The sequence below is a fragment of the Aestuariibaculum marinum genome (assembly GCF_014596975.1).
Taxonomy (GTDB): domain Bacteria; phylum Bacteroidota; class Bacteroidia; order Flavobacteriales; family Flavobacteriaceae; genus Aestuariibaculum; species Aestuariibaculum marinum.
In genome coordinates this window covers 669,062-691,656 of sequence record NZ_JACVXD010000002.1, presented here as the reverse complement: position 1 = coordinate 691,656, position 22,595 = coordinate 669,062, and the positions used below count along the sequence as shown (strand labels likewise).

Sequence of the window (22,595 nt, the reverse complement as noted above, 5' to 3'; positions counted from 1 at the left end):
ATGCTCAATAAAAATAACATCTTAAGTTTAATTATACTTTTTACTACACTCCTGACTCAGGCCCAGGAATTGGCCTTCCCTTCCGCCGAAGGTTTTGGCAAATATGCTACCGGAGGAAGAGGCGGACTGGTGTACACTGTTACCAACTTAAATGATGATGGTGAAGGTAGTTTAAGAAAAGGAATTCTAAAAAAAGGGCCTAGAACTATAGTATTTGCAGTTTCAGGTACCATAGAATTAAAATCCGATTTAGATGTTAACAGAGGTGATCTTACTATTTTAGGACAAACAGCTCCAGGCGACGGCATCACTTTAAAAGGGTATCCATTTACCATTAAAGCCGACAATGTAATCCTCAGGTATCTGAGGTTCAGAATGGGAGATATTCACAAAGTTGAAGGCGATGCTTTGGGGTGTCGCGATGCCGACAACGTTATCATAGACCACTGCTCAGTTAGCTGGGCTACCGACGAAAATGCTTCATTTTACAACAACTCAAATTTCACACTACAGTATTGTATTATTTCTGAAGCCTTAAATAATTCTGTGCATCATAAAGGAGCCCACGGCTATGGCGGTATTTGGGGCGGTGTAAACGCATCTTTTCATCATAATTTAATTGCTTCAAACAATAGTAGAAACCCAAGGTTTAGCGGCTCTTCTACAACTGAAAATTCAAAAAATGAGTTTCTAGATTTTAGAAATAATGTTATTTACAACTGGGGAAACAATAGCATATATGGAGGCGAAAAAGGAACATACAACATAGTTAACAACTATTTTAAATCAGGACCCGCAACTCCTAAATCAAAACAAGATAGAATAGTTAACCCTTCTGAACCCTATGGAAAATTCTATGTAAATGGTAATCATGTGGAAGGATTCGAAATTATTTCAAAAAACAACTGGAACGGTGGAGTTCAATGTGAAACCCCATTAGATACAAAGCTTAATTCTGAAATTAACATCGCTAATAATACCTCAACTGAAAGTGCCAAAGACGCATACGAGTCTGTTTTAAAAAAAGCTGGTGCAAGTCTATCAAGAGATGCTGTTGATGCTAGAATTGTTCATAACACTCGTGAAGGTGGTGCGAATTACAAAAATGGCATTATTGACTCTCAGGACAATGTTGGAGGTTGGCCTCAGTTGAAATCAGGAAATCAAAACACTGATACAGATGAAGATGGGATACCAAATGACTGGGAAAAAGCAAACAATTTAAACCCAAACGAGAAAGACAGTAACCTGCATACACTAAACAAGAATTACACAAATATAGAAGTATATGCCAATTCATTAATTAGTCCTTCCACCGATACGAAAACAATAGCCGGCGAGACTTACCAATACATCATAGACATCAATGGCAATGGTGATTTCACATCTGTACAAGCTGCTATTGATGCTGTACCAAACTTCAGAAAAAAAGAAACTAAAATTTATATTAAAAACGGAATTTATAAAGAAAAGTTAGTACTTCCTGCTTCAAAAACAAATATCACTTTCGTAGGTGAGGACAAGTTTAAAACCATTTTAACCTACGACGATTTTGCTCAAAAACACAACAAGTTTGGAGAAGAAATGGGGACTACAGGTTCAACATCCTTTTTCATTTTTGGTGATAACTTTAAAGCTGAAAATATCACCTTTGAAAATAGCGCAGGGCCAGTGGGACAAGCTGTTGCTGTAAGAGTTGATGGCGATAAAGTTATTTTTAACAATTGTCGATTTTTAGGTAATCAAGATACTTTGTACTGTCACGGAAAGGATAGCCGACAATATTACAAAGATTGTTACATTGAAGGCACAGTCGATTTTATTTTTGGATGGTCTACAGCCTATTTTGAAAACTGTGAAATATACTGTAAAAACTCTGGTTATGTCACGGCTGCATCGACAGACGAAAACACAGCTTATGGCTTTGTTTTCAAAAATTGTAAAATAACGGGAAGTGCCAAAGAGAACACCTTTTACCTGGGTAGGCCCTGGCGCGATTATGCACAAACGGTTTGGATAAACTGTTATATGGACAACCTTATTAAACCTGAAGGCTGGCACAACTGGGGCAAACCTCATGCAGAGCAAACTACGTTTTATGCCGAATACGGTACCACAGGACCAGGAGCATCAAAAAATCGGGTAAAATGGGCTAAAGCTCTATCTAAAAAAGATGCCGATACTTTTAATTTAAATACCGTTTTAGGAGGAACTGACAACTGGACACCTAATTTATAAGACATTTAAAAACAAAAGTTTATCAATTTTAACGTTTGATAATTGCATATAAATTATGTTAACCAAGACATCTTTAGTATTTTTAAGCAATCGATTACAACTAAATTAAATCATATGAAAACAACACCTAATCATTTAAGGCAATACGTTTTACTATCTTTTTCACTTATTGCTTTAACGTTTAACTCGTGTAAGGAAAAAGCAAAACAGGAAGAACAAACACAACCTGATGCCTTTGCTGCGGCCGATGAAATTATTGAAAGCATCAAAGTATTAGAATTTCCAGATCGAACATTTAATATCATTGATTTTGGAGCTGTAGCTGATGGGACAACACTTAATTCTGAAGCTATTAAAACAGCCATTGATAGTTGTAGTGGTTTAGGTGGTGGAAAAGTTATTATTCCAGAAGGGGATTTTTTAACAGGTCCAATTGTTTTAAAAAGTAATGTCAATTTACATTTAGAAGAAGGTGCTAACGTGCTATTTTCAACTAATCATGATGATTACCTTCCTGTAGTTCACACCTCGTACGAAGCTGTTGAACTCATGAATTATTCCCCCCTTATTCGTGCGTATAAACAAAATAATATTGCCGTTACGGGAAAAGGAGTTCTAAACGGACAAGCGAGTAATACCAATTGGTGGCCCTGGTGTGGTAAAGATTCTTATGGCTGGATTGAAGGAGCTCCCAAGCAACATGATTCTATAAATCTGCCCAGATTACGCGACATGAACGACAAACAAACACCTGTTTCTGAACGTGTATTTGGCAAAGGTTATCACTTACGCCCAACATTTTTCGAACCGTTTGAATGCGAAAATGTTTTACTCGAAGGTGTTACCATTACCAATGCTCCATTTTGGGTTATTCATCCTTTAAAATGTAATTATGTACGTATTGATGGTGTTACCGTTAGTAGTCATGGACCAAACAATGATGGTTGCGATCCGGAGTACACCAAAAATGTTCACATTACCAATTGTACATTCGATACTGGCGACGACTGTATTGCAATTAAAGCTGGTAGAAATAACGATGGTAGACGGGTAAACATTCCAAGCGAAAACATTGTTATTGAAAATTGCTACATGAAAGATGGTCATGGAGGTGTCGTTTTAGGTAGTGAAATTTCAGCTGGTGTTAGAAATGTGTTCGCCAGAAACTGTAAAATGGACAGTCCGAATTTAGATCGTGCCGTACGTATAAAAACCAATACACTTCGTGGTGGTTTTGTTGAAAACCTGTATGTAAAAGACATTCAGGTAGGCCAAGTAAAAGAAGCCTTGTTAAAAATTAACTTACATTACGCCATCTACGCTAATCAGGAGGGACAATTTATGCCTAAAGTGAGTAATATCCATTTAGAGAATATCAATGTTGAAAACAGCGGTAAATACGGTATTCTTATAAAAGGTCGCGAAGAAGATATGGTTATAAAAAATGTATCGTTAACCAATGTTCATATTAAAAATGCAAAGACACCACTTTCTGTAGAATTCTCAGAACCTGTTATCTTTGAAAATACTACCATTAATGGTAAACAATATTAAATCATTCAAACAACTTTCAATCATGAAAAACATAGCAATTATACCAATTGTTTTACTAAGTCTCTATTCCTGCAAGGATAATAAATCTAAATCTTCTGAAGTCTTAGAAGATGTTGTTACTGAAGTTAAAACAACACCTAAAACATACGCTGAAATTTCTGTTGCTCAAGGCGGAACTTGGGGTGATGGTCCAAACGGACATCAAGAATATAAAGGAGGAACATCTTTTAAAAATGTAGAAGAACTACAAGTACCAGAACAGCATACCGATCACACTTGGTATATTCGTTACGAAGGACCAGGTTGGGAAAATAGTCAGGTTGGCTACCGTTTATACTTAGACTGGAGAAATGCTATTGATATTTTTGGAAAAAAAGTCGATTCTTTAGTCCTGCCATATGTCGGTCAGAATGGTTTTGGTTCTTACCACGAAGATGCACCTTGGGGTCAGGATATTTTAAAAGCTGGGAAATCTATGGGACTTGGTGGTTATGGCCGTGTAGTGGCAGATACTATGGTACATTTCCAAAAAGTACAAGATACGAAAGCCAACATTACAAATACAGACACCAACTCGTCTATTGATATTGCCTACACAGGTTGGGAATCGGGAGAAGATACAATTGATTTAAAATCTAAATTAACCATCTACCCTGAAGACCGTTATACAAAAGCAGAATTAACACCATCAAAAGCCATTGAAGGCCTTTGCACAGGAATTGTAGACCACAATGTAGCTTTTCATAAAAAAGAAGGTGAAATCTGGGCATACATTGCAACTTATGGTATTCAAACTTTGACAGAACCAGCCGATAAATTAGGAATGGCTTTATTCTATAAATTAGATGAAGTTACCGAACAGAAAAAAGGAGATTACGAGCACCTGGTTATTTTTAAACCAACTACAGAAACCGTTACCTATTACTTTTTAGCAGCTTGGGAACAAGAATTAAACGGCATTAAAACTGAAGCAGATTTCTTAAAAGATATCGACACAAAATTAGAAGCATTAAACGCAACAAACTCGATTAAATAAGCATCATGAAAACAACAAAGTATATTGCTCTTTTTACATTAGCATTAGGCTTATCAGCCACCTCTTGTAAAGATGCAAAAAAAGAAAACACCCAAGAAGAACCTACAGCAACCGTTGAAAAGGTAGTTCCTGAAAACTTAAAATGGTCTGAACGTATGATGCTTTCAGAAATTCACCGTTTTCCGGAAGCTACAAAATTAGACTTTGCCACTCGTGCCCGCTGGACATACACTCCTGGGTTAGTTTTAAGTGCATGTGCTCGTGTATACGAAGCTACCGATAAACAAGAATATTACGATTATATTTACGATTATGCCGATACCTTAATCGATAGTACTGGAACCATAGACACTTATAGTCTGGAAAAACAAAACCTAGACATGATTAAGTCGGGTGATGTTTTATTATTCTTATACCCGATTACCAAAGAAGAGCGTTTCTTAAAAGCTATGCAAACCTTAGATAGCCAATTAGAATCGCAACCAACAACATCCGATGGTGGTTACTGGCATAAAAAAATATACCCTTACCAAATGTGGTTAGATGGTCTTTACATGGCAGAACCATTCCATACAAAATACGCTAACGACTATATTCAGGACGAAACCAAAAAAGAAGAAATCTATAACCATGTCGTGCTTCAGTTTGATTTAATTCAAAAGCATAGCCGCGATGAAGCGTCTGGTCTTTTATACCACGGATGGGATGAAAGTAAAGAACAAAAATGGGCTAACAAAGAAACAGGTAACTCACAACATTTCTGGTCTCGTGGTATGGGATGGTACGGTATGGCCATGGTTGATGTGTTAGACTTTTTACCAGAAAATCACCCGGGACGAGAAAAAATTATCAAATACTTAAACCAATATGCTGAAGCTGTAACTAAGGTACAGGATGAATCTGGCTTATGGTGGCAAGTCCTTGACCAAGGAGACAGAGAAGGTAATTATTTAGAAGCTACAGGAACTTCAATGTTTACCTATACCTTCGCTAAGGGTGTTAACAAAGGGTATTTACCTGAAAAATATTTAGAAGTGGCTAATAAAGCCTACAACGGACTTTTGGAAAATTTAGTTACTGTTGAAGAAAACGGTGTTGTAAATCTTAATCAATGTTGTGCTGTTGCCGGACTAGGTGGAAATCCTTACCGCGATGGTTCGTTTGAATATTACATTGGAGAAAAAATCCGTGCTAACGACCCGAAAGGAACAGGTCCTTTTATTATGGCCAGCCTAGAACTAAACAAATAAACCATTTAACACTAAACTAATTTTAATGAAACTACCCTTAATTGCACTTTCATTATTTTGTTCGTCGCTACTAATCGCACAAACCGAAAAACCATATGTTTCTGAGGTTTGGGTTGCCGATAATGGCGATGGAACTTATAAAAATCCAATTATATATTCTGATTATTCAGATCCTGATGTGGTTAGAGTTGGAGACGATTATTATATGACCGCCTCCAGCTTTAATGCCACGCCGGGTTTACCTATCCTACATTCCAAAGACATGGTAAACTGGAAATTAATAAACCATGCTTTACCGCTTCAAGTACCTTTGGATACATTTAACATTCCACAACATGGTAACGGTGTCTGGGCTCCGGCTATCCGTTATCACAAAGGTGAAATTTATATTTACTGGGGTGATCCCGATTTCGGAATTTACATGGTTAAAACCAAAGATCCTTACGGAAAATGGGATGAACCTGTTTTAGTTATGGAAGGTAAAGGTTTAATCGACCCTTGTCCCCTATTCGATGATAATGGTGACGCCTATTTGGTGCACGCTTACGCGGGAAGTCGTGCAGGCGTAAAAAGCCTTCTATCGGTGAATAAGATGAATGCGGAAGGCACAAAAGTGCTTGACCCAGGAATTCATGTTTTTGACGGTCACGAAAACCACCCTACGGTTGAAGGTTCTAAATTTTACAAACGCAACGGATATTATTACATTTTTGCTCCTGCCGGAGGTGTCGCCACCGGATGGCAATTGGTATTGCGTTCTAAAAACATTTATGGCCCTTACGAAGAAAAAGTAGTTTTAGAACAAGGAAAAACCGACATTAATGGTCCTCATCAAGGCGCTTGGGTAGACACGCCAAATGGCGAATCTTGGTTTTACCATTTTCAAGATGTTGGTCCTGTAGGTCGAATTGTTCACCTACAACCTATGACTTGGGAAAACGACTGGCCTGTTATGGGTAAAGACTTAGATGGTAATGGTATTGGAGAACCTGTAATGACTCACACAAAACCAAACGTTGGCAAAACCTATCCTATAGAAACACCTGTGGAAACTGATGACTTCACTGGATTCAATATGGGTTTACAATGGCAATGGAGTGCGAACAATAATGTGGTTTGGCACGCTAAATTACCTGGCAACGATTACTTAAGATTGTTCTCAATTAAAGTATCCGAAAACACACCTAACCTATGGATGGTTCCAAACCTATTACTCCAAAAATTTCCTGCTCCCGATTTTACAACCGAAACAAAAATCACCTTGCAACCCGAGGAAGCCGAAAGTGGTAAAACGGCTGGTTTAATCATTATGGGAATGGATTATGCCACGCTAAGTATATCGCACGATGAAAAAGGATTTTTCATAAAACAAACCGAAGCTATTAACGCTATTAAAGGCTCTGAAGAAAAGGTTAATGATCAAAAACGTATCAAAACTAATTCAGCGTATTTTAAAGTTGAAGTTTCGGGACCAGATAGCACATGCCAGTTTTTTTATTCTGAAAATGGTAAAAAATTCAGAAAAATTGGTAAGGCTTTTAAAGCACGTGAAGGTAAATGGATCGGCGCAAAAGTTGGCCTGTTTAGTGTAAGTACACAAGAAGCAAAACGCGGTGGTTACGCCGATGTACATTATTTCAATATCACAAAATAATGATCAAGTTATCAACAACTAAAAAAGGGTTAATTTGTTTAACCCTTTTTTGTGCTTTCCTATTACAAGCACAACAGACAAAAATTATAACCGAACAAAATATTTACGACGGCATAGAGTTTAACATGCCTAAAGTAAAAACTACCGCATTTCCAGATTACAAGGTTAGCATCACAAATTTTGGAGCTGTAAATGATGGGATTACCAAGAACACCAAAGCCTTTGAAAAAGCCATAACCGATGTTAATAACAACGGTGGCGGCCATGTAATTGTACCCCGAGGTTTATGGCTAACGGGACCAATCATTTTTAAAAGTAACGTGAACCTTCATTTAGAGGCCGGAGCTGTCATTGTTTTCAGTAAAAACTTTGACGATTTCCCTTTGGTAAAAACCAGTTTTGAAGGTCTTGAAACCGCAAGATGCATCTCCCCTATTACCGCCAATAATGTTGAAAATATAGCCATTACAGGTGAAGGCATAATTGATGGAAGCGGAGATGCGTGGCGTCCTGTTAAAAAATCAAAAATGACAGATGGACAATGGAAAAAGTTAGTGAATTCTGGCGGTGTTCTTTCTAAAGATAAACGCATCTGGTTTCCTTCAGAAGGTGCAAAAAAAGGCCATGAAGGCACGACAAACTTCAATGTTCCGGATTTAATTAACGATGCCGAATTTCAATCTATAAAAGATTATTTACGTCCGGTAATGGTTAGTTTGGTAAACAGTAAACGCATCCTTCTTGACGGACCGACATTTCAAAATTCACCCGCGTGGAATATTCACCCTTTAATGAGTGAAGACCTTATTATTAGAAATTTAAAAGTTCGTAATCCATGGTATTCACAAAACGGTGATGGTTTAGATTTAGAATCTTGTAAAAATGTATTGATATACAACAATACTTTTGATGTTGGCGACGATGCCATCTGTTTTAAATCTGGTAAAAATAAAGATGGTCGCGACCGCGGCATACCTACAGAAAATGTGATTGTAAAAAACAATGTGGTGTATCACGCACATGGCGGATTTGTTATTGGAAGTGAAATGTCTGGGGGCGTAAAAAATGTTCATGTGTCTGACTGTACGTTTTTAGGCACCGATGTTGGTCTTCGTTTTAAAAGTACCCGAGGTCGTGGAGGTATTGTCGAGAATATTTATATCTCGAACATTGATATGATGCATATTCCAACAGAAGCCATACGTTTTAATATGTTTTACGGGGGTAACTCGCCTGTTCTTGAAGAAGACCAAAATGCCGATGATGAAAAACGTGACGAAACTATGATTCCTGTGACTGAGGAAACCCCGTCTTTCAGAAATATTTACATGAAAAATATTTCTGTTTCGGAGTCTGAAACAGCAGTATTCTTTATGGGACTTCCTGAAATGAATCTTAAAAATGTAGCGATTGAAAATGCTGTTTTCGAAACAAAAAAAGGCATTACAGCCATAGATTCAGATGGTATTATTTTGAAAAACGTTAAAGTAAAAGCTTCCGAAGATCATGCCTTAACCATTTACAACAGTAAGAATGTAAACGTGGAAGACCTGTCTTTTTCAGAAAGTCAATCAGCCATAAAAATATTAGGAAATAAAACTGAAAAAATTCAGTTTAACAAAAAAGATATTACAAACCCAACGCAGCAAATACTTCAAGGAAAAGAAGTCAACCAAAAAGCTGTAAAACTAAAATAATTAGAATGATGAAAAGAATGTTTTTTTATAGTGTTTTATTATTGAGTTGTATGATTTATGCGCAAGAAAGCATGAATATCTGGCCAAAAGGTAAAATGCCAAACTCTAAAGGTTTAACATTAGAGTATATAGAAGAACGTGAACGCATTACCCAAATTAAAGAGCCTAAATTACTTTCGTTTTTTCCTCCAAAAGAAGAACAAAATGGCAGCAGCATTTTAATTTTACCTTCTGGTGGTTACCAAAAACTTACTTATAATTTAGGTGGTATTCAACTGGCGAAGTGGTATAATACGCATGGCATCACAGCTTTTGTATTACTCTATCGTTTACCGAACTCACCCGATTTAATTGTTAGTGAACAAGGCCCAGTTCAAGATGCGCAACGCGCCATGAAGCTTATTCGCCATAATGCCAAAGAATGGAATTTAGATAAAGATAAAGTTGGTGTTTTTGGTTCATCCGCAGGTGGGCATTTAGCATCAACCATTTCAACTCACATTACCGATTTCTCAAGTATTGGTGATGATATAGATGATGAAAGATTTATCCCCAATTTTATGGTATTAGTCTCTCCGGTAATCAGCCTGGGAGAATACACCCACGAAGGCAGTAAAACCAATTTTCTGGGAAAACACTGTACCTGGGAAAACATTCATTATTACTCTAACGAACATCAGGTAACCGCTAATACGCCGCCAACCATCTTATTTCATGCACAAAATGATGAAGCAGTAAATCCCATGAATAGTATTCTATTTTACGAAGCTATGCTAAAAAATAAGGTTAAAGGTTCCCTTCATATTTTTCCAAAAGGTGGGCACAAAATAGGGGTTTATAACACCTCCAACTTAACCGATGAATGGAAAACACTTTCCACAAAATGGCTAAAGGAAATGGAGTTTATAAAATAACCAACACCAACTAAACTAACATGACCATAACCAAAAACTACATTTTTAAAACTTGCGTTTGGCTTTTATCCGTAGTATTTTTTACGTCTTGTAATACAGAAGAACCCGTTAAAACACCGTCAAAAAATGTACTTTGGTACGACCAGCCGGCGAATAACTGGAATGAAGCCTTACCTATTGGCAATGGTAGAATTGGTGGTATGCTTTTTGGCGGCATTGAACATGACAGAATTCAACTTAATGAAGAAACCGTTTGGGCGGGAGAACCCGGAAACAACATCACAAAAGATTATTATCAAGATGTTGAAAACCTAAGAACACTACTTTTTAATGGAAAATATGAAGAGGCTCAAAAAATGGCTCTTGATGTCTTTCCTAAAAGCACTCCAGAAAACAATAACTACGGTGTTCCTTACCAGACTGTAGGTAACTTAAATATTTCATTTGAAAACCAAAATAACCCTACAAATTACAGAAGAGAGTTAGATATTGAAAATGCTGTTTCCTCGGTAAGCTATGCTTCCAATGGTGTAAACTTTAAAAGAGAATATTTTGTATCCTACCCTAATCAGGTTATGGTGATTCATTTAACCGCCGATAAGCCCAAACAATTAAACTTTAGCATCAATTTAGATTCTCCTCAAAAAACTCATATTGTAAAAACTGAAAACGGAGCCCTTAAATTAACCGGTACCGGTGGTGATTACGAAAATAAAACCGGAAAAATAAACTTCTCTGCTTTGGTTTACCCTAAACTAACCGGAGGAGATCTAATTACCAAAGACAATACTTTAAACATCAAAAATGCAGATAAAGTCACCTTACTGGTGAGCATAGGAACCAATTTTAAAAGTTACAACGACCTAAGTAATTCACCTGACGAAATTGCTAATAAGCACCTAGAGCAGAGCTCCAAACTAAGCTATAAAGATTTAAAAGAACAGCATATTGAAGATTATCAGAAGTTATTTAAACGTGTATCTCTTACATTAAGCGAACAGGTTAACGATTCAATTCCTACCAATAAACGTCTTGAAAATTTTGCAACTCAGGAAGATTTATCGCTTGTGTCTTTGTATTTCCAGTTTGGTCGCTATTTGTTAATTTCAAGTTCAAGACCTGGAGGACAACCTGCCAACCTACAAGGTATTTGGAACGACCGTTTATCACCTCCATGGGACAGTAAATACACGGTGAATATCAATACCGAAATGAACTATTGGCCAGCAGAAGTTACTAACCTATCTGAACTACACCAACCTTTGTTTTCTATACTGGAAGACTTAGCTGTAACAGGTCAAGAGAGTGCTCAAAAAATGTATCATGCTAAAGGTTGGAATATGCACCACAACACCGACATTTGGCGTGTAACAGGCATGATAGACGGTGGTTTTTATGGTTTTTGGCCTATGGGTGGCGCCTGGTTAAGTCAACATTTATGGCAACACTATTTATTCACAGGCGATAAAAAGTTCTTAGAAAAATACTACCCGATTTTAAAATCAAGCGCCGAATTCTATGCAGATGTATTACAACGTGAACCTGAAAATGACTGGTTGGTTGTGGCCCCTTCTATGTCTCCAGAAAACAAATACATCAGCGGTGTTGGGATTACATATGGGACAACTATGGATAATCAACTGGTTTTCGATGTATTTAGCAACGTTATTAACGCATCTAAAGTGTTAGACCTTGACACAGAATTTGCAGATACTTTAAGCGTATTAAAAGCCCAATTACCTCCAATGCAAATCGGTAAATACGGCCAATTACAGGAATGGATAAAAGACTGGGATAAACCTGGGGACAAACATCGTCATATTTCACATTTATACGGCCTGCATCCATCGGCTCAAATCTCACCATTCAAAAACCCAGATCTATTTAAAGCGGCTGAACAAACCTTAGAGTTTAGAGGAGATATTTCAACAGGATGGTCTATGGGCTGGAAAGTAAATTTCTGGGCACGAATGCTTAACGGAAACCGTGCTTATAAACTTATTAAAACCCAGCTTACCTTAGTGGAAGATGGCACTGAATCTGGAGGTACTTACCCAAACCTTTTTGATGCGCACCCACCGTTTCAGATTGATGGAAACTTTGGTTGTACTGCCGGGATTGCTGAAATGCTTATTCAATCCCATGATGAAGCCTTACACCTTCTTCCGGCTTTACCAGTAAGCTGGAGTCAAGGTGAAGTGAAAGGTTTGAAAGCCAGAGGCGGATTTGAAGTCGATTTAAAATGGAATAATAACCAGTTAGAGTCAGTAAAAATCACGTCTGCATTAGGAGGAAATTTAAGATTAAGAACCAGGGAGGTCTTGGTAGATGATAGTGGTTACGAATTAACTAAAGCAACTGGAGAAAACAGTAATCCATTTTACCAGACACCAGATATTAAACAACCTTTAATCTCTGAAGACGCCGAAATCAAACCATTAGAATTATCTACATACTACCTGTATGATATTCCGACTAAAAAAGGAAAAATTTATGAGTTTCACATAAAAAAATAAAGCAGATGAATAAGAAAACATTACTAATACATACGTTATCAACAATACTTTTATTAAGTACAAGCGCTTGTAATACTAAAAAGGAAGTCCCGGTAGAAGAAGAACAAAAGACTGCCGTAACGACAATTTACCTTATTGGTGATTCAACAATGGCTGATTATACAGGTGATTATGACAAAGGCAAAGACTATATGAAAACTCGATTCCCTGTTACCGGCTGGGGGCAGGTTTTTCAACCTTTTATGATTTCCGATAGTTTAGCGGCATTAAAACATTTAATAAAAACAGATAGTGCTTTTGTTGATGATCGTGCTAGGGGCGGAAGAAGCACTCGAACATTTTTTCAGGAAGGTCGTTGGCGTGGTGTTTACCAAAACCTAAAACAAGACGATATCGTTATCATGCAATTTGGACATAACGATGCTGCTGAAGACAAACCGGATCGATATGTGAATATTGAAGGCTACAAAGAATTTTTAAGACTTTTTGTTAATCAAGCGCGAGAAAAAGGAGCGACACCAATTATTTTAACTCCCGTAGCCAGAAACTACCCTTGGAAAGATGGTAGGCTTCATGATGTGCACGGTGAATACGATCAAGCCCCTAAGGATGTGGCTCTAGAACTGGGTGTTTATCTCATAGATTTAAATAAAAAATCAAGAGATTTCTTTACAAAAAAGGGAGAAGACTTTGTTTCTAAAAACTATTTCATGAACCTCCCTGCTGGCAAATACGAAGCGTTCCCTGAAGGACAAAACGACAACACTCATTTTCAAACAGCTGGTGGTATTGAAGTCGCTAGACTTGTTTATCAAGGTCTTAAAGAGATAGATTCTAAACTTAAAAAGTAACTATTATGAAAACTATAATATGGTTAATCATATTTTTTATTACTTCTTACAGTACTTCTTTTGCCCAAAAAAAAGAAGATTATAAGCCTTATGCTATTGAAAACACCTTTCAAAAATTAAAAAAGAGTTATCCTAATATTTCAGCCATAACTCCTCTAGTTTCTGATAGTATAATTTATTGCGAAGATATCACCTATAAAAAAACAGAGACTTCAAAATTAAAGCTGGACATTTACCGGCCAAAATCACAAAACAAAAAAGAAACCTTCCCTGCTGTTTTACTTATTCATGGTGGTGGATGGTTGGTTGGCAGTAAAGACAACCAACGCATTATGGGACAACACTTAGCACAACATGGCTATGTTGGTATTTCTGTGAGTTACCGTCTCGGTTTTGAAGCAACTTATCCAGCTGCTGTTAACGATTTAAAAGAGGCTATTATTTGGATTAAAAAGCATGCCAAAAAGTACCATATCAACCCAGAAAAAATTACAGTATTGGGAGCATCGGCAGGAGCACAATTAGCTACACTTGTTGGAGTAACTCCAAATTCTTCTTTGTATTCTACTCATTCTAAAATTTCAAATGAAGTCCAAGCTATAGTAAACATTGACGGTATTGTATCTTTCATCCATCCTGAAGCTGCTGCAGAATCGAAACCTGGGAAAGCTTCTATGGCTGGTATTTGGTTAAATGGGGAAAAAGAAGAAAACTTTAAACTTTGGAAAGAAGCATCGCCTTTAGAATATGTTAACAGCCAAACACCTCCAACGCTCTTTATTAATAGCTCGCATGCCAGATTTCATGCCGGAAGGGATGATATGCTTCATATTTTAAACAAGCATAACATCTACAATGAAACCCACACACTTAAAGAAAGTCCGCATTCCTTTTGGCTGGCCAACCCGTGGTTTGACACCACACTAAACTATACTGTTAACTTTTTAAATAAAGTTTTAAAACATGAAAACCAATAAACTAATTACGATTTTAACCGTTTTGATATTCGGTTTTAACACATCCTTAAATGCTCAGAATAAAACCACGACAGTTTACCTGATAGGCGACTCTACCATGTGTTTGTATGATGAAAGCAGATTTCCACAAATGGGATGGGGCATGCCATTCGAATACTTTTTTAATGATTCTGTAAGCATTGAAAATCATGCCAAAGGTGGACGAAGTTCGAGATCATTTATTGCAGAAAACCGATGGCAACCCGTTTTAGATGCATTAGAAGAAGGTGATTACGTACTCATTCAATTTGGTCATAATGATGCACAGAACTCTAAAGACCATCCGGATAGAAAAACAACACCTGAACAATACAAAACATACATCAGTAAATATATTTCTGAGACCAGATCAAAAGGCGCTTTTCCAGTGATTATAAGTCCGGTGACACGTTGGAAATTTGATTCGGAAGAAAATGCTGTTGAATGTCACGAACCGTATTTAAAGGCTTTAAAAGAGATTTCTAAAGAACAAAAAGTTTCATTGATTGATTTAGATTCAAAAAGTCGAAATCTGTTAGATTCTATGGGAAAAGCATGTTCCAGATATTTGTATATGTATTTTGAGCCTGGCGAGTACTTTCGTTTCCCTGATGGATATCCAGATAATACACATTTTACAGAATTTGGTGCCAGAAAAATTGCCGAACTGGTCCTTGAAGGCATCATGGAACAAAATTTAGATTTAGCTCATCATATTATTAAACCTTACCATAGAAAATAATATGAGAACTTTCACCAAATTATATAGTTTTATCATTATAATTTTCGCGGGAGTTTATGGCTTCGCCCAACAAAATAGTTTCCCAAAAGACACCTCGTACCAGGTAGCAAGCGAGTATAAAAAATATTTAAAATATTTCCCTTACATCACGCCTGCAACAGATTCTTTACCTGCAAATGTGAATGCTTATCGCAATATCGTTTATACAACATTAGAAAACACACCTTTTGGAAAAAGAGATTTACTTGCCGATGTCTTTTCTCCTAAAAAAACAGGTAAATATCCGGCTTTAATTATGGTTCATGGTGGCGGTTGGCGTTCGGGAGATAAGTCTCTACAGGTTCCAATGGCTCAAAAATTAGCCTCAAGAGGTTTTGTTACGGTTTGTGTGGAATATCAATTATCCTTAGAAGCAAAATACCCCGCAGCAGTATTCAATATTAAAAGTGCTATTCGATGGCTTCGTGCCAATGCCGAAAAATATAATATTAACCCCGACCAGATTGCTATTTCAGGATGTTCGGCCGGAGGACAACTCGCTATGCTTGTTGGGCTCACCAACAATATTCCAAAGAAAGAAGGAAATCATGGAAACCTTGGATATTCCAGCGAAGTGCAAGCTATTATAGATATAGATGGGGTTGTTGACTTTATGGCTCCCACCTCCTTAAATTTAAACCGAGAACCTGATTCACCGGATGTAGAATGGCTAGGAGGCTCATTTTACGATAGACCTGACCTTTGGAAAGACGCATCGAGCATTTTCTGGGCCAATGAAAATTCATGTCCAATTATGTTTATAAACAGTGGATTTCCTCGTTTCCATGCCGGACAAGACGAACTTGTTGGTATGTTGGACCATTGGGGCATTTACAATGAAGTCCATAAATTCGATTATAATATACATACCTTTTGGTTATTCAATCCTTGGGTTAACCAAACCGTTAATTACATGGATAATTTTTTAACCAAAGTGTTTCATCCTTAACATTCCATTTTCATGAAACATTCAATAAAATCTTTTTTGGTGATATGCGTACTGATTGTATTTCAAAATATATCAGCCCAAACCTCCAATCCTGACAAATACAAATATGATTTCGTTGTGGCTAAAGACGGCAGTGGTGATTTCAAGTATATACAAGAGGCCATCGATGCGATGCGTGTTTTTCCGTTAAGGCCGATTAAACTTTATATAAAAAATGGTACTTACACTGAAAAAATAGAACTTCCGCGCTACAATGTCGATGTTAGTTTTTTAGGTGAAGATATAAACAAAACCATCATTACGTTTAATGATTATGCCGGCAGAGGACCACATATTGGAACGTTTAATTCTTATACGGCTAAAATCTCAGGAAACAGATTTAGAGCAGAAAACATCACCTTCGAAAATTCATCGGGACCAGTTGGTCAGGCCGTCGCTTTGCATATTGATGCTGATAAAGCCACTTTTAAAAATTGTAAATTTTTAGGAAACCAAGACACCATTTACCATGGCGGAGAATACTCCCGTCAGCTTTTTGAAAACTGTTACATTGAAGGAACAACCGATTTCATTTTTGGTCCGGCAACAGCGGTTTTTAAGAACTGTACCATACATTGTAAATCTGATTCATATATTACAGCACCTAACACCCCAAAAGATAAAGCATACGGCTTTGTATTTTTAGATTGTAAGATAACAACCGCTAAACATGTGAATAAATTGTATTTAGGAAGACCATGGCGCTACTACGCTAAATCGGTTTTCATAAGATGCAATTTACCCGAAGCTATAAGACCTGAAGGATGGCACAACTGGAGTAATCCTGAAAATGAAGAGACTGCATTTTTTGCTGAATATAAATGCTCTGGATTGGGTAGTGATGCCAGCCAGAGGGTATCCTGGTCTCACCAACTGAGTAAGAAAGAAGCAGATAACTATACCATAGAAAATATCTTTAATACTTGTAACCCTTGGATCTTTAAATAAAAAAGTCGCTTCTCCCAAAAGCGACTTTTTTTGACTAACTCAAACAAAACTTAAATACCGTGCTTGGCTTTCCATGCACTATACTCAGTACTTATTAAATTCTTAGGCCAACTACCATACCAGGCATAACCATTTCTTCTTTCGTAAGATATCTCGGCAATCGTTTTTCTAGGACCACCTCCTCCAGCGTCTGTATCTCTGCTACAGAAAAATGGCTCATTAGGATTAAACGTATTAAATAATGATTCATACTGATCTCCAGTATAATCATCTAGTGTGTAAAATCTCGCCCACATCACATTTCCTGGGGATTCTACAAGCACTTTATCTCCATTAACATCTTTAAGTTCATACCCTACAATCTTAACAGATTCAAACCAAGCAACCGCACTATTTATAGCATCAATAACTTCCGAGGAAGGATTATCTAAAGTCATAAGTAATCTTACTACGCCGACAGACTCCGAGCCACTGTTTGAAGCTAACTCGTAAGACCTTGCCATTCTTGGTTTTAATGTCACTTCATCGTGCTGTGCACACCAAGCCGTTTTTACTCCATTTATAACAACCTGAGTTTGTAAAATAACATCAATCCCTTTATTGAAAGCTGTTTCTGCTTTACTGATGTAACTTTCGTCTATTAATTCTAAATTATTTTTCTTTAAGAAAATATCACGCATTAAATTCATAACATTCCCCATAGCATTATCGTTATAAGTAATATGTCTGCTGTAATTATTTCTTAAAGGATAATATTGAGGCCAACCTCCATTGTCATATTGCATTTCAAATAAAAAGTCAATTCCTCTAACAGCAGCATCTAGATATGCTGTATTATTGGTAGCTTTATAGGCACTTAATAAAATACGAATCTCCCCAATAGTGTGTTCATTGTCTATTGTTGTATCTGTATCATTTTTGGTATTTTCTGCCTCAATTTTCTCAGCTTCTGTTTGCGCTCTATCATATCCAGAAAAGTCATTATGGTATTTAGGCCAACCTCCATTATTACGTTGCCATAACAATACATTTTCAGCTTTAAAATTTGTTAGTACAATTCCTGAAATGTTAACACTTAATTCTCCTTTAATGCCACTACCATCTGTAGCTGTTGCTATGACATTAACTGTTCCATTTTTTTTAGGAGTTAGAAGTCCTTCTGAATTAACTTCGGCTATCGAAGTATCGGATACGGACCAAACAACGACTTTATTTGTTGCATCACTTGGTAACACCGAAACTGAAAATTGCTTCGCCTGACCATCTGTTATATCACTTCCGGAAACACTTATACTTTCAACCAATACCACTGGGCCGGCTACACCAGATATTTCGACAGTTTTTTGTGCTGATATTCCTGAATCATCGTTAGCAGTAGCAGTAATTTCAACTGTACCATTTTCTAATGGAGTTAAAACACCTTTATCGGAAATTAAAGCAATGGATTCATCAGATACAGACCAGGTAACCGAGCGATCGGTGGCATTATTAGGTAATACAACTGTGGTAAATTGTTTCGCTTGACCATCAGTAATATCACTTCCATTAACTATTACAGATGTAACAAGAATAGTTTTATCTTCATCTATAACGTCACTGTCGCTACTACATGCGTTTAGGGCAAGAAATCCTAAAGACAATACTAAAAGTCTTTTTAGTTTTTTCATTAATATATGGCTTATTTAGTTTAGTTGATAACCGAAAAATGCAATCGATTACACAATATTAAATAATAAAAATTAGTAATAAAAGTTTTTTAACTAAAATTTTTACAAAAACAAATAAAAACCGTACTTAAAATTTCATATCAAGAATTAAAAGAAACCATTTTAAGAATCCTTCAATGTGAAAAATAATGAAATGCTATAATCCATGAACAACAACACACCGTAAATAGAGTGCGTTGTTCTAATAAAAAAAGATAATTATTTTAAGGCATCGGCTGAAGGCCTTCCCATTTAACATTCCATTTTCCATCTTTTGGAAACCCAGGATTTTCAGTTGTATTACCATCATAACCAGCACACATTAATGCTACAGCTGAAAGGATACCTCCATTACCAGGAAGATATAACGTCAATCTAGGGGTTTGGTAGTTATGCCCACCAGGTAAATAGGTGTTTGTTATTTCATCTCGCAATAGAGCTTTTATAGCATCTTCTGGTCTCTGAAGTCGTGTTGCTGTCATTGCTTCTAAAGGAAAATCCCATCCCCAGGTATGATCCCAATGCCACACATTATCGACAATATTAAAGGTTTCATTCATGATTGAAACATCAACAAAACCCGTACTAGGCACAAAACCTAAAGCACCTAAAACAGCCGGATGATCTATAGTATGTTCACTGGTTGGTGAATAGGAATTCGGCACACTTTCTGCCGCCAAATAAACACCATCATGTTGAGCCATTGGCGACAAACGATCTATTACCTTTTGCCATTCCTGTTCTCTTTTCATTCCCAAACGCTCACGCCATTGTTGTGCTTTTTCTAAAGCCCATTTCCAATACGCCAATTCAAATGGCGGATTATAAGTTTCTATTTTATTAAAACATTCTTGTGCAGGAATCACTCCTTTTCCTAAAATATAACGATCGTTTGCCTCATCATAATTAGGATAAGACGCCATAAAATCGGCAGTTGAAAATATCAATTTTTTATATTTTTCTAAATTCTCTTTTGTTGGATTATTTCTGTAAATCATTTCCGATAAATAAATCACATGAGGTTGTTGCCAGATTAAAAAAGATCCCACATTAGATGGCGCTTCATCGGCATAATGATCGGTCATTTTTTGCCAACGTACACCATTATAGCCTTGTCGCTCAGCTATTAATTTAGCTTTATCGTAGGCATCAAAATACCAACCAATACTTTTTTCCAACAATTCGGTTCTTCCCCATAACGGATAGTGTGCGCTATGCCACCAATACATCTCCATGTGTGGCTTCCCAAACCAACTGTTATAAGTTAAACCTGTTTCCTGAACAGGATAATGCCCAGCACATTGCGAGCGGGTTAAATATTGAGAAAGTACCACACGACGTTCAATTTCAAAGGCTCTTGGGTCTGTACATTCAGAAAAATCTACTGCTCCACCAGACTCCCAAAATTGTTCCCATGCAGCAATACTATGAGTTTCTGATTGACTAAAATTCAATATCTCTTTAGGAACTTCTGAAGCAAATTCCACAGCAACTTCAAAACTATTTTCAGCTTTGGGTTGAATGGTAAAGTAATGAGGAGCGACCTCTGTAACATGACCTTCAACATCTAGAGAAGCTTGAACAACATAGGCATCGTTATCTAATGTTCTATGAAAAACAAAGCTATTTCCGTTTTCTTGATTCACCTTCGTTTCATGTAAATCGTTGTGCTCGTAATTTGTTCCTCGATCGGCAAATTGATTCGTTGGATAAGGAAATCTTAATTTTATTTTGATTCTTCCTTCGGTAACCAAAGGTGATTCTATTTTGGCAGCAATGGCATCTTTTTCTGAATCTCCATAAGTTGTAACCTTAACCGGGACACCTTCAACCGTAAACTGACTTTCTATTTTACCAGTCCATAAATTCAATTCCTGATTGATATTTCTCAAATCTTTCGGAGAAGCTAAAGTTCCATCAGACTTTAAAATTTCCAACCCCACATTCCCTAACTGCAAGCGATGTGGATTTGCTCTAAAATAATCGGCAGCATCATTCTTTCGTTCATCTTCCCTATTTTGGATGGCATAAAGCGCATCGGCCTTTCCGTTAAAATTATAGCCTTTTAAAGTTTCACTAAACTCATAATTTTCTGTATTTGGAAAACTATGCCAGCCCCACTCCGACTGTGTTCCTAAAGGTACACCATTTTGATAATACTCAGGAAAAGATTGCAACCCTGTGACATCAACTGTAAAAGCAAATTCGCCATTTCCTACGTTTAAAGAACCTAGTGTATCGATCTCAGTAATTTTAACATTATGCCTTGACACAACGGCCTTTCGGTCTATCTTTTCTGTAATGGTTTCTTCTTTATCCTTACAGGAATACATACTGATACATATAATCGTTAAGAGATAAAACCAATTTTGTTTTTTCATGGTGTATTTTGTTTAGTTGATTTTAAAAATAAAGCCTGAGGCAGTTTCATACTTTCCTCCTTGAGAAGCCGTAAATAAATAGGTTGGTTTTCCGTCTTGAAATAATACCTGTGGACGTTCGGCTCTACCATACCGATTTAAATGCTTTGGTGCCGGTGGCTGTTTTACATATTTACTTAGTTCTTGATATCCTATTTGGGGTTGAGACCAATGCTTTCCATTGTTAGAACTCATATAAAGTCCTTTATCAATACCATAAACACCTAAATCTCGTGCCAACATATGAAACTTTTCTCCATCATACCAAGTAAACGCATCTTCGCATTGTTCGTTATTACCCATTTCATGGAAATCTACAACTGGATTACCTTCATATTTTACATAAGGCCCTTCCAATCTTTTAGCAATAGCCAAACCATATTTTCTATTACCTCGAATTTTAAATTTAGGATGGATATATCCTTCAGTATCAAAAGATTTATAATACAACCAATAATCGCCGTTAGGATGTTTTAAAAATGATGGATTCGTTGTACAATGATCATCCCACTCACCTTCTTTTCCTGGAAGCAAGAGCGGTTTATCTGGTCGTTTCCATGGCCCATAAAGCGAATCGGCCGTAGCTAACCCGATACGTTGTGTATTCAATTTTCCATTAGAATTCCCCATAAAAAACAGGGCATACTTTCCATCAACATAATGAATACTGGGGTTATGACAAGTTGTAGCATCCCAAAACCCTTCACCTCGTGGAGCTAAAACCGTACTAACATATTTATAAGGACCTTCAGGCTTATCGGCAACAGCATGAGCAATTTCCGAAGCATGTGTCCAGCCACTCATACTTTTAGATTTTGGCCATCTTGAGAAAAATACATGAATCTTTCCATCTGGTCCCTCAATAGGGCTATTACACCACACGTAGTAATCTTCGAATTCTAAAGCTCGACCAACCGGAGACAACCGTTTTTCAAAATCAGATAATTTTGGTTCCTGATTAAACCAATTAAGATCATGGGCAAACATGGGCAAACAACTTCCCAAAGACGCTAACATTCCAGTTGCTATAAAATCCTTCCTGTTCAT

Annotated in this window: 16 protein-coding genes; 13 read left to right on the top strand and 3 right to left on the bottom strand. The window is 36.9% G+C overall.

What is annotated here, in order from left to right:
- The 13 genes from ICJ85_RS06890 to ICJ85_RS06830 all read left to right on the top strand — a co-directional run bounded on the left by ICJ85_RS06890 (position 1) and on the right by ICJ85_RS06830 (position 17,422).
- Complete coding sequence (locus tag ICJ85_RS06890) at positions 1 to 2,238, top strand: pectinesterase family protein (RefSeq protein ID WP_188223031.1); 2,238 nt, start codon at positions 1 to 3, stop codon at positions 2,236 to 2,238.
- 114 nt (positions 2,239 to 2,352) lie between these two features.
- Entirely contained in the window at positions 2,353 to 3,792 is a 1,440-nt protein-coding gene (locus ICJ85_RS06885; RefSeq protein ID WP_188223030.1) for a glycoside hydrolase family 28 protein, read from the top strand.
- 22 nt (positions 3,793 to 3,814) lie between these two features.
- Positions 3,815 to 4,828 (top strand): DUF4861 family protein, encoded by a 1,014-nt coding sequence (locus ICJ85_RS06880; protein WP_188223029.1) that lies wholly within the window; start codon positions 3,815 to 3,817, stop codon positions 4,826 to 4,828.
- A gap of 5 nt (positions 4,829 to 4,833) precedes the next feature.
- The gene (locus tag ICJ85_RS06875) at positions 4,834 to 6,078 is read left to right on the top strand and encodes a glycoside hydrolase family 88/105 protein (RefSeq protein WP_188223028.1); all 1,245 of its coding nucleotides are present in this window, start codon (positions 4,834 to 4,836) and stop codon (positions 6,076 to 6,078) included.
- 25 nt (positions 6,079 to 6,103) lie between these two features.
- Positions 6,104 to 7,732, top strand: coding sequence for a glycoside hydrolase family 43 protein (locus tag ICJ85_RS06870; protein ID WP_188223027.1), 1,629 nt, complete (start codon positions 6,104 to 6,106; stop codon positions 7,730 to 7,732).
- Positions 7,732 to 9,429, top strand: a complete 1,698-nt coding sequence (locus ICJ85_RS06865; RefSeq protein ID WP_188223026.1) for a glycoside hydrolase family 28 protein — start codon at positions 7,732 to 7,734, stop codon at positions 9,427 to 9,429. The genes ICJ85_RS06870 and ICJ85_RS06865 overlap by 1 nt, the downstream gene beginning before the upstream one ends.
- Before the next feature lie 5 nt (positions 9,430 to 9,434).
- Positions 9,435 to 10,343 (top strand): alpha/beta hydrolase, encoded by a 909-nt coding sequence (locus ICJ85_RS06860; protein WP_188223025.1) that lies wholly within the window; start codon positions 9,435 to 9,437, stop codon positions 10,341 to 10,343.
- A 20-nt stretch (positions 10,344 to 10,363) separates the two neighbouring features.
- On the top strand, positions 10,364 to 12,859 hold the full coding sequence (locus tag ICJ85_RS06855) for a glycoside hydrolase family 95 protein (RefSeq protein WP_188223024.1): 2,496 nt from the start codon (positions 10,364 to 10,366) through the stop codon (positions 12,857 to 12,859).
- Between the two features lie 5 nt (positions 12,860 to 12,864).
- Complete coding sequence (locus ICJ85_RS06850; RefSeq protein WP_188223023.1) at positions 12,865 to 13,710, top strand: rhamnogalacturonan acetylesterase; 846 nt, start codon at positions 12,865 to 12,867, stop codon at positions 13,708 to 13,710.
- 5 nt (positions 13,711 to 13,715) lie between these two features.
- Positions 13,716 to 14,687, top strand: a complete 972-nt coding sequence (locus tag ICJ85_RS06845; protein ID WP_188223022.1) for an alpha/beta hydrolase — start codon at positions 13,716 to 13,718, stop codon at positions 14,685 to 14,687.
- Positions 14,674 to 15,447 carry a rhamnogalacturonan acetylesterase gene (locus tag ICJ85_RS06840; RefSeq protein WP_188223021.1) on the top strand — a complete coding sequence of 258 codons (774 nt, stop codon included), beginning with the start codon at positions 14,674 to 14,676 and terminating at the stop codon, positions 15,445 to 15,447. The genes ICJ85_RS06845 and ICJ85_RS06840 overlap by 14 nt, the downstream gene beginning before the upstream one ends.
- A gap of 1 nt (position 15,448) precedes the next feature.
- Positions 15,449 to 16,435 carry an alpha/beta hydrolase gene (locus ICJ85_RS06835; protein ID WP_188223020.1) on the top strand — a complete coding sequence of 329 codons (987 nt, stop codon included), beginning with the start codon at positions 15,449 to 15,451 and terminating at the stop codon, positions 16,433 to 16,435.
- A gap of 12 nt (positions 16,436 to 16,447) precedes the next feature.
- Entirely contained in the window at positions 16,448 to 17,422 is a 975-nt protein-coding gene (locus ICJ85_RS06830) for a pectinesterase family protein (protein ID WP_188223019.1), read from the top strand.
- 50 nt (positions 17,423 to 17,472) lie between these two features.
- Here ICJ85_RS06830 and pelA read toward each other — a convergent pair whose 3' ends face one another.
- The 3 genes from pelA to ICJ85_RS06815 all read right to left on the bottom strand — a co-directional run bounded on the left by pelA (position 17,473) and on the right by ICJ85_RS06815 (position 22,595).
- Complete coding sequence (gene pelA, locus ICJ85_RS06825) at positions 17,473 to 19,089, bottom strand: pectate lyase (RefSeq protein WP_188223018.1); 1,617 nt, start codon at positions 19,087 to 19,089, stop codon at positions 17,473 to 17,475.
- Positions 19,090 to 19,352: 263 nt separating this feature from the next.
- Positions 19,353 to 21,509, bottom strand: a complete 2,157-nt coding sequence (locus tag ICJ85_RS06820) for a hypothetical protein (protein WP_206688030.1) — start codon at positions 21,507 to 21,509, stop codon at positions 19,353 to 19,355.
- A 12-nt stretch (positions 21,510 to 21,521) separates the two neighbouring features.
- The gene (locus ICJ85_RS06815; RefSeq protein WP_188223017.1) at positions 21,522 to 22,595 is read right to left on the bottom strand and encodes a glycoside hydrolase family protein; all 1,074 of its coding nucleotides are present in this window, start codon (positions 22,593 to 22,595) and stop codon (positions 21,522 to 21,524) included.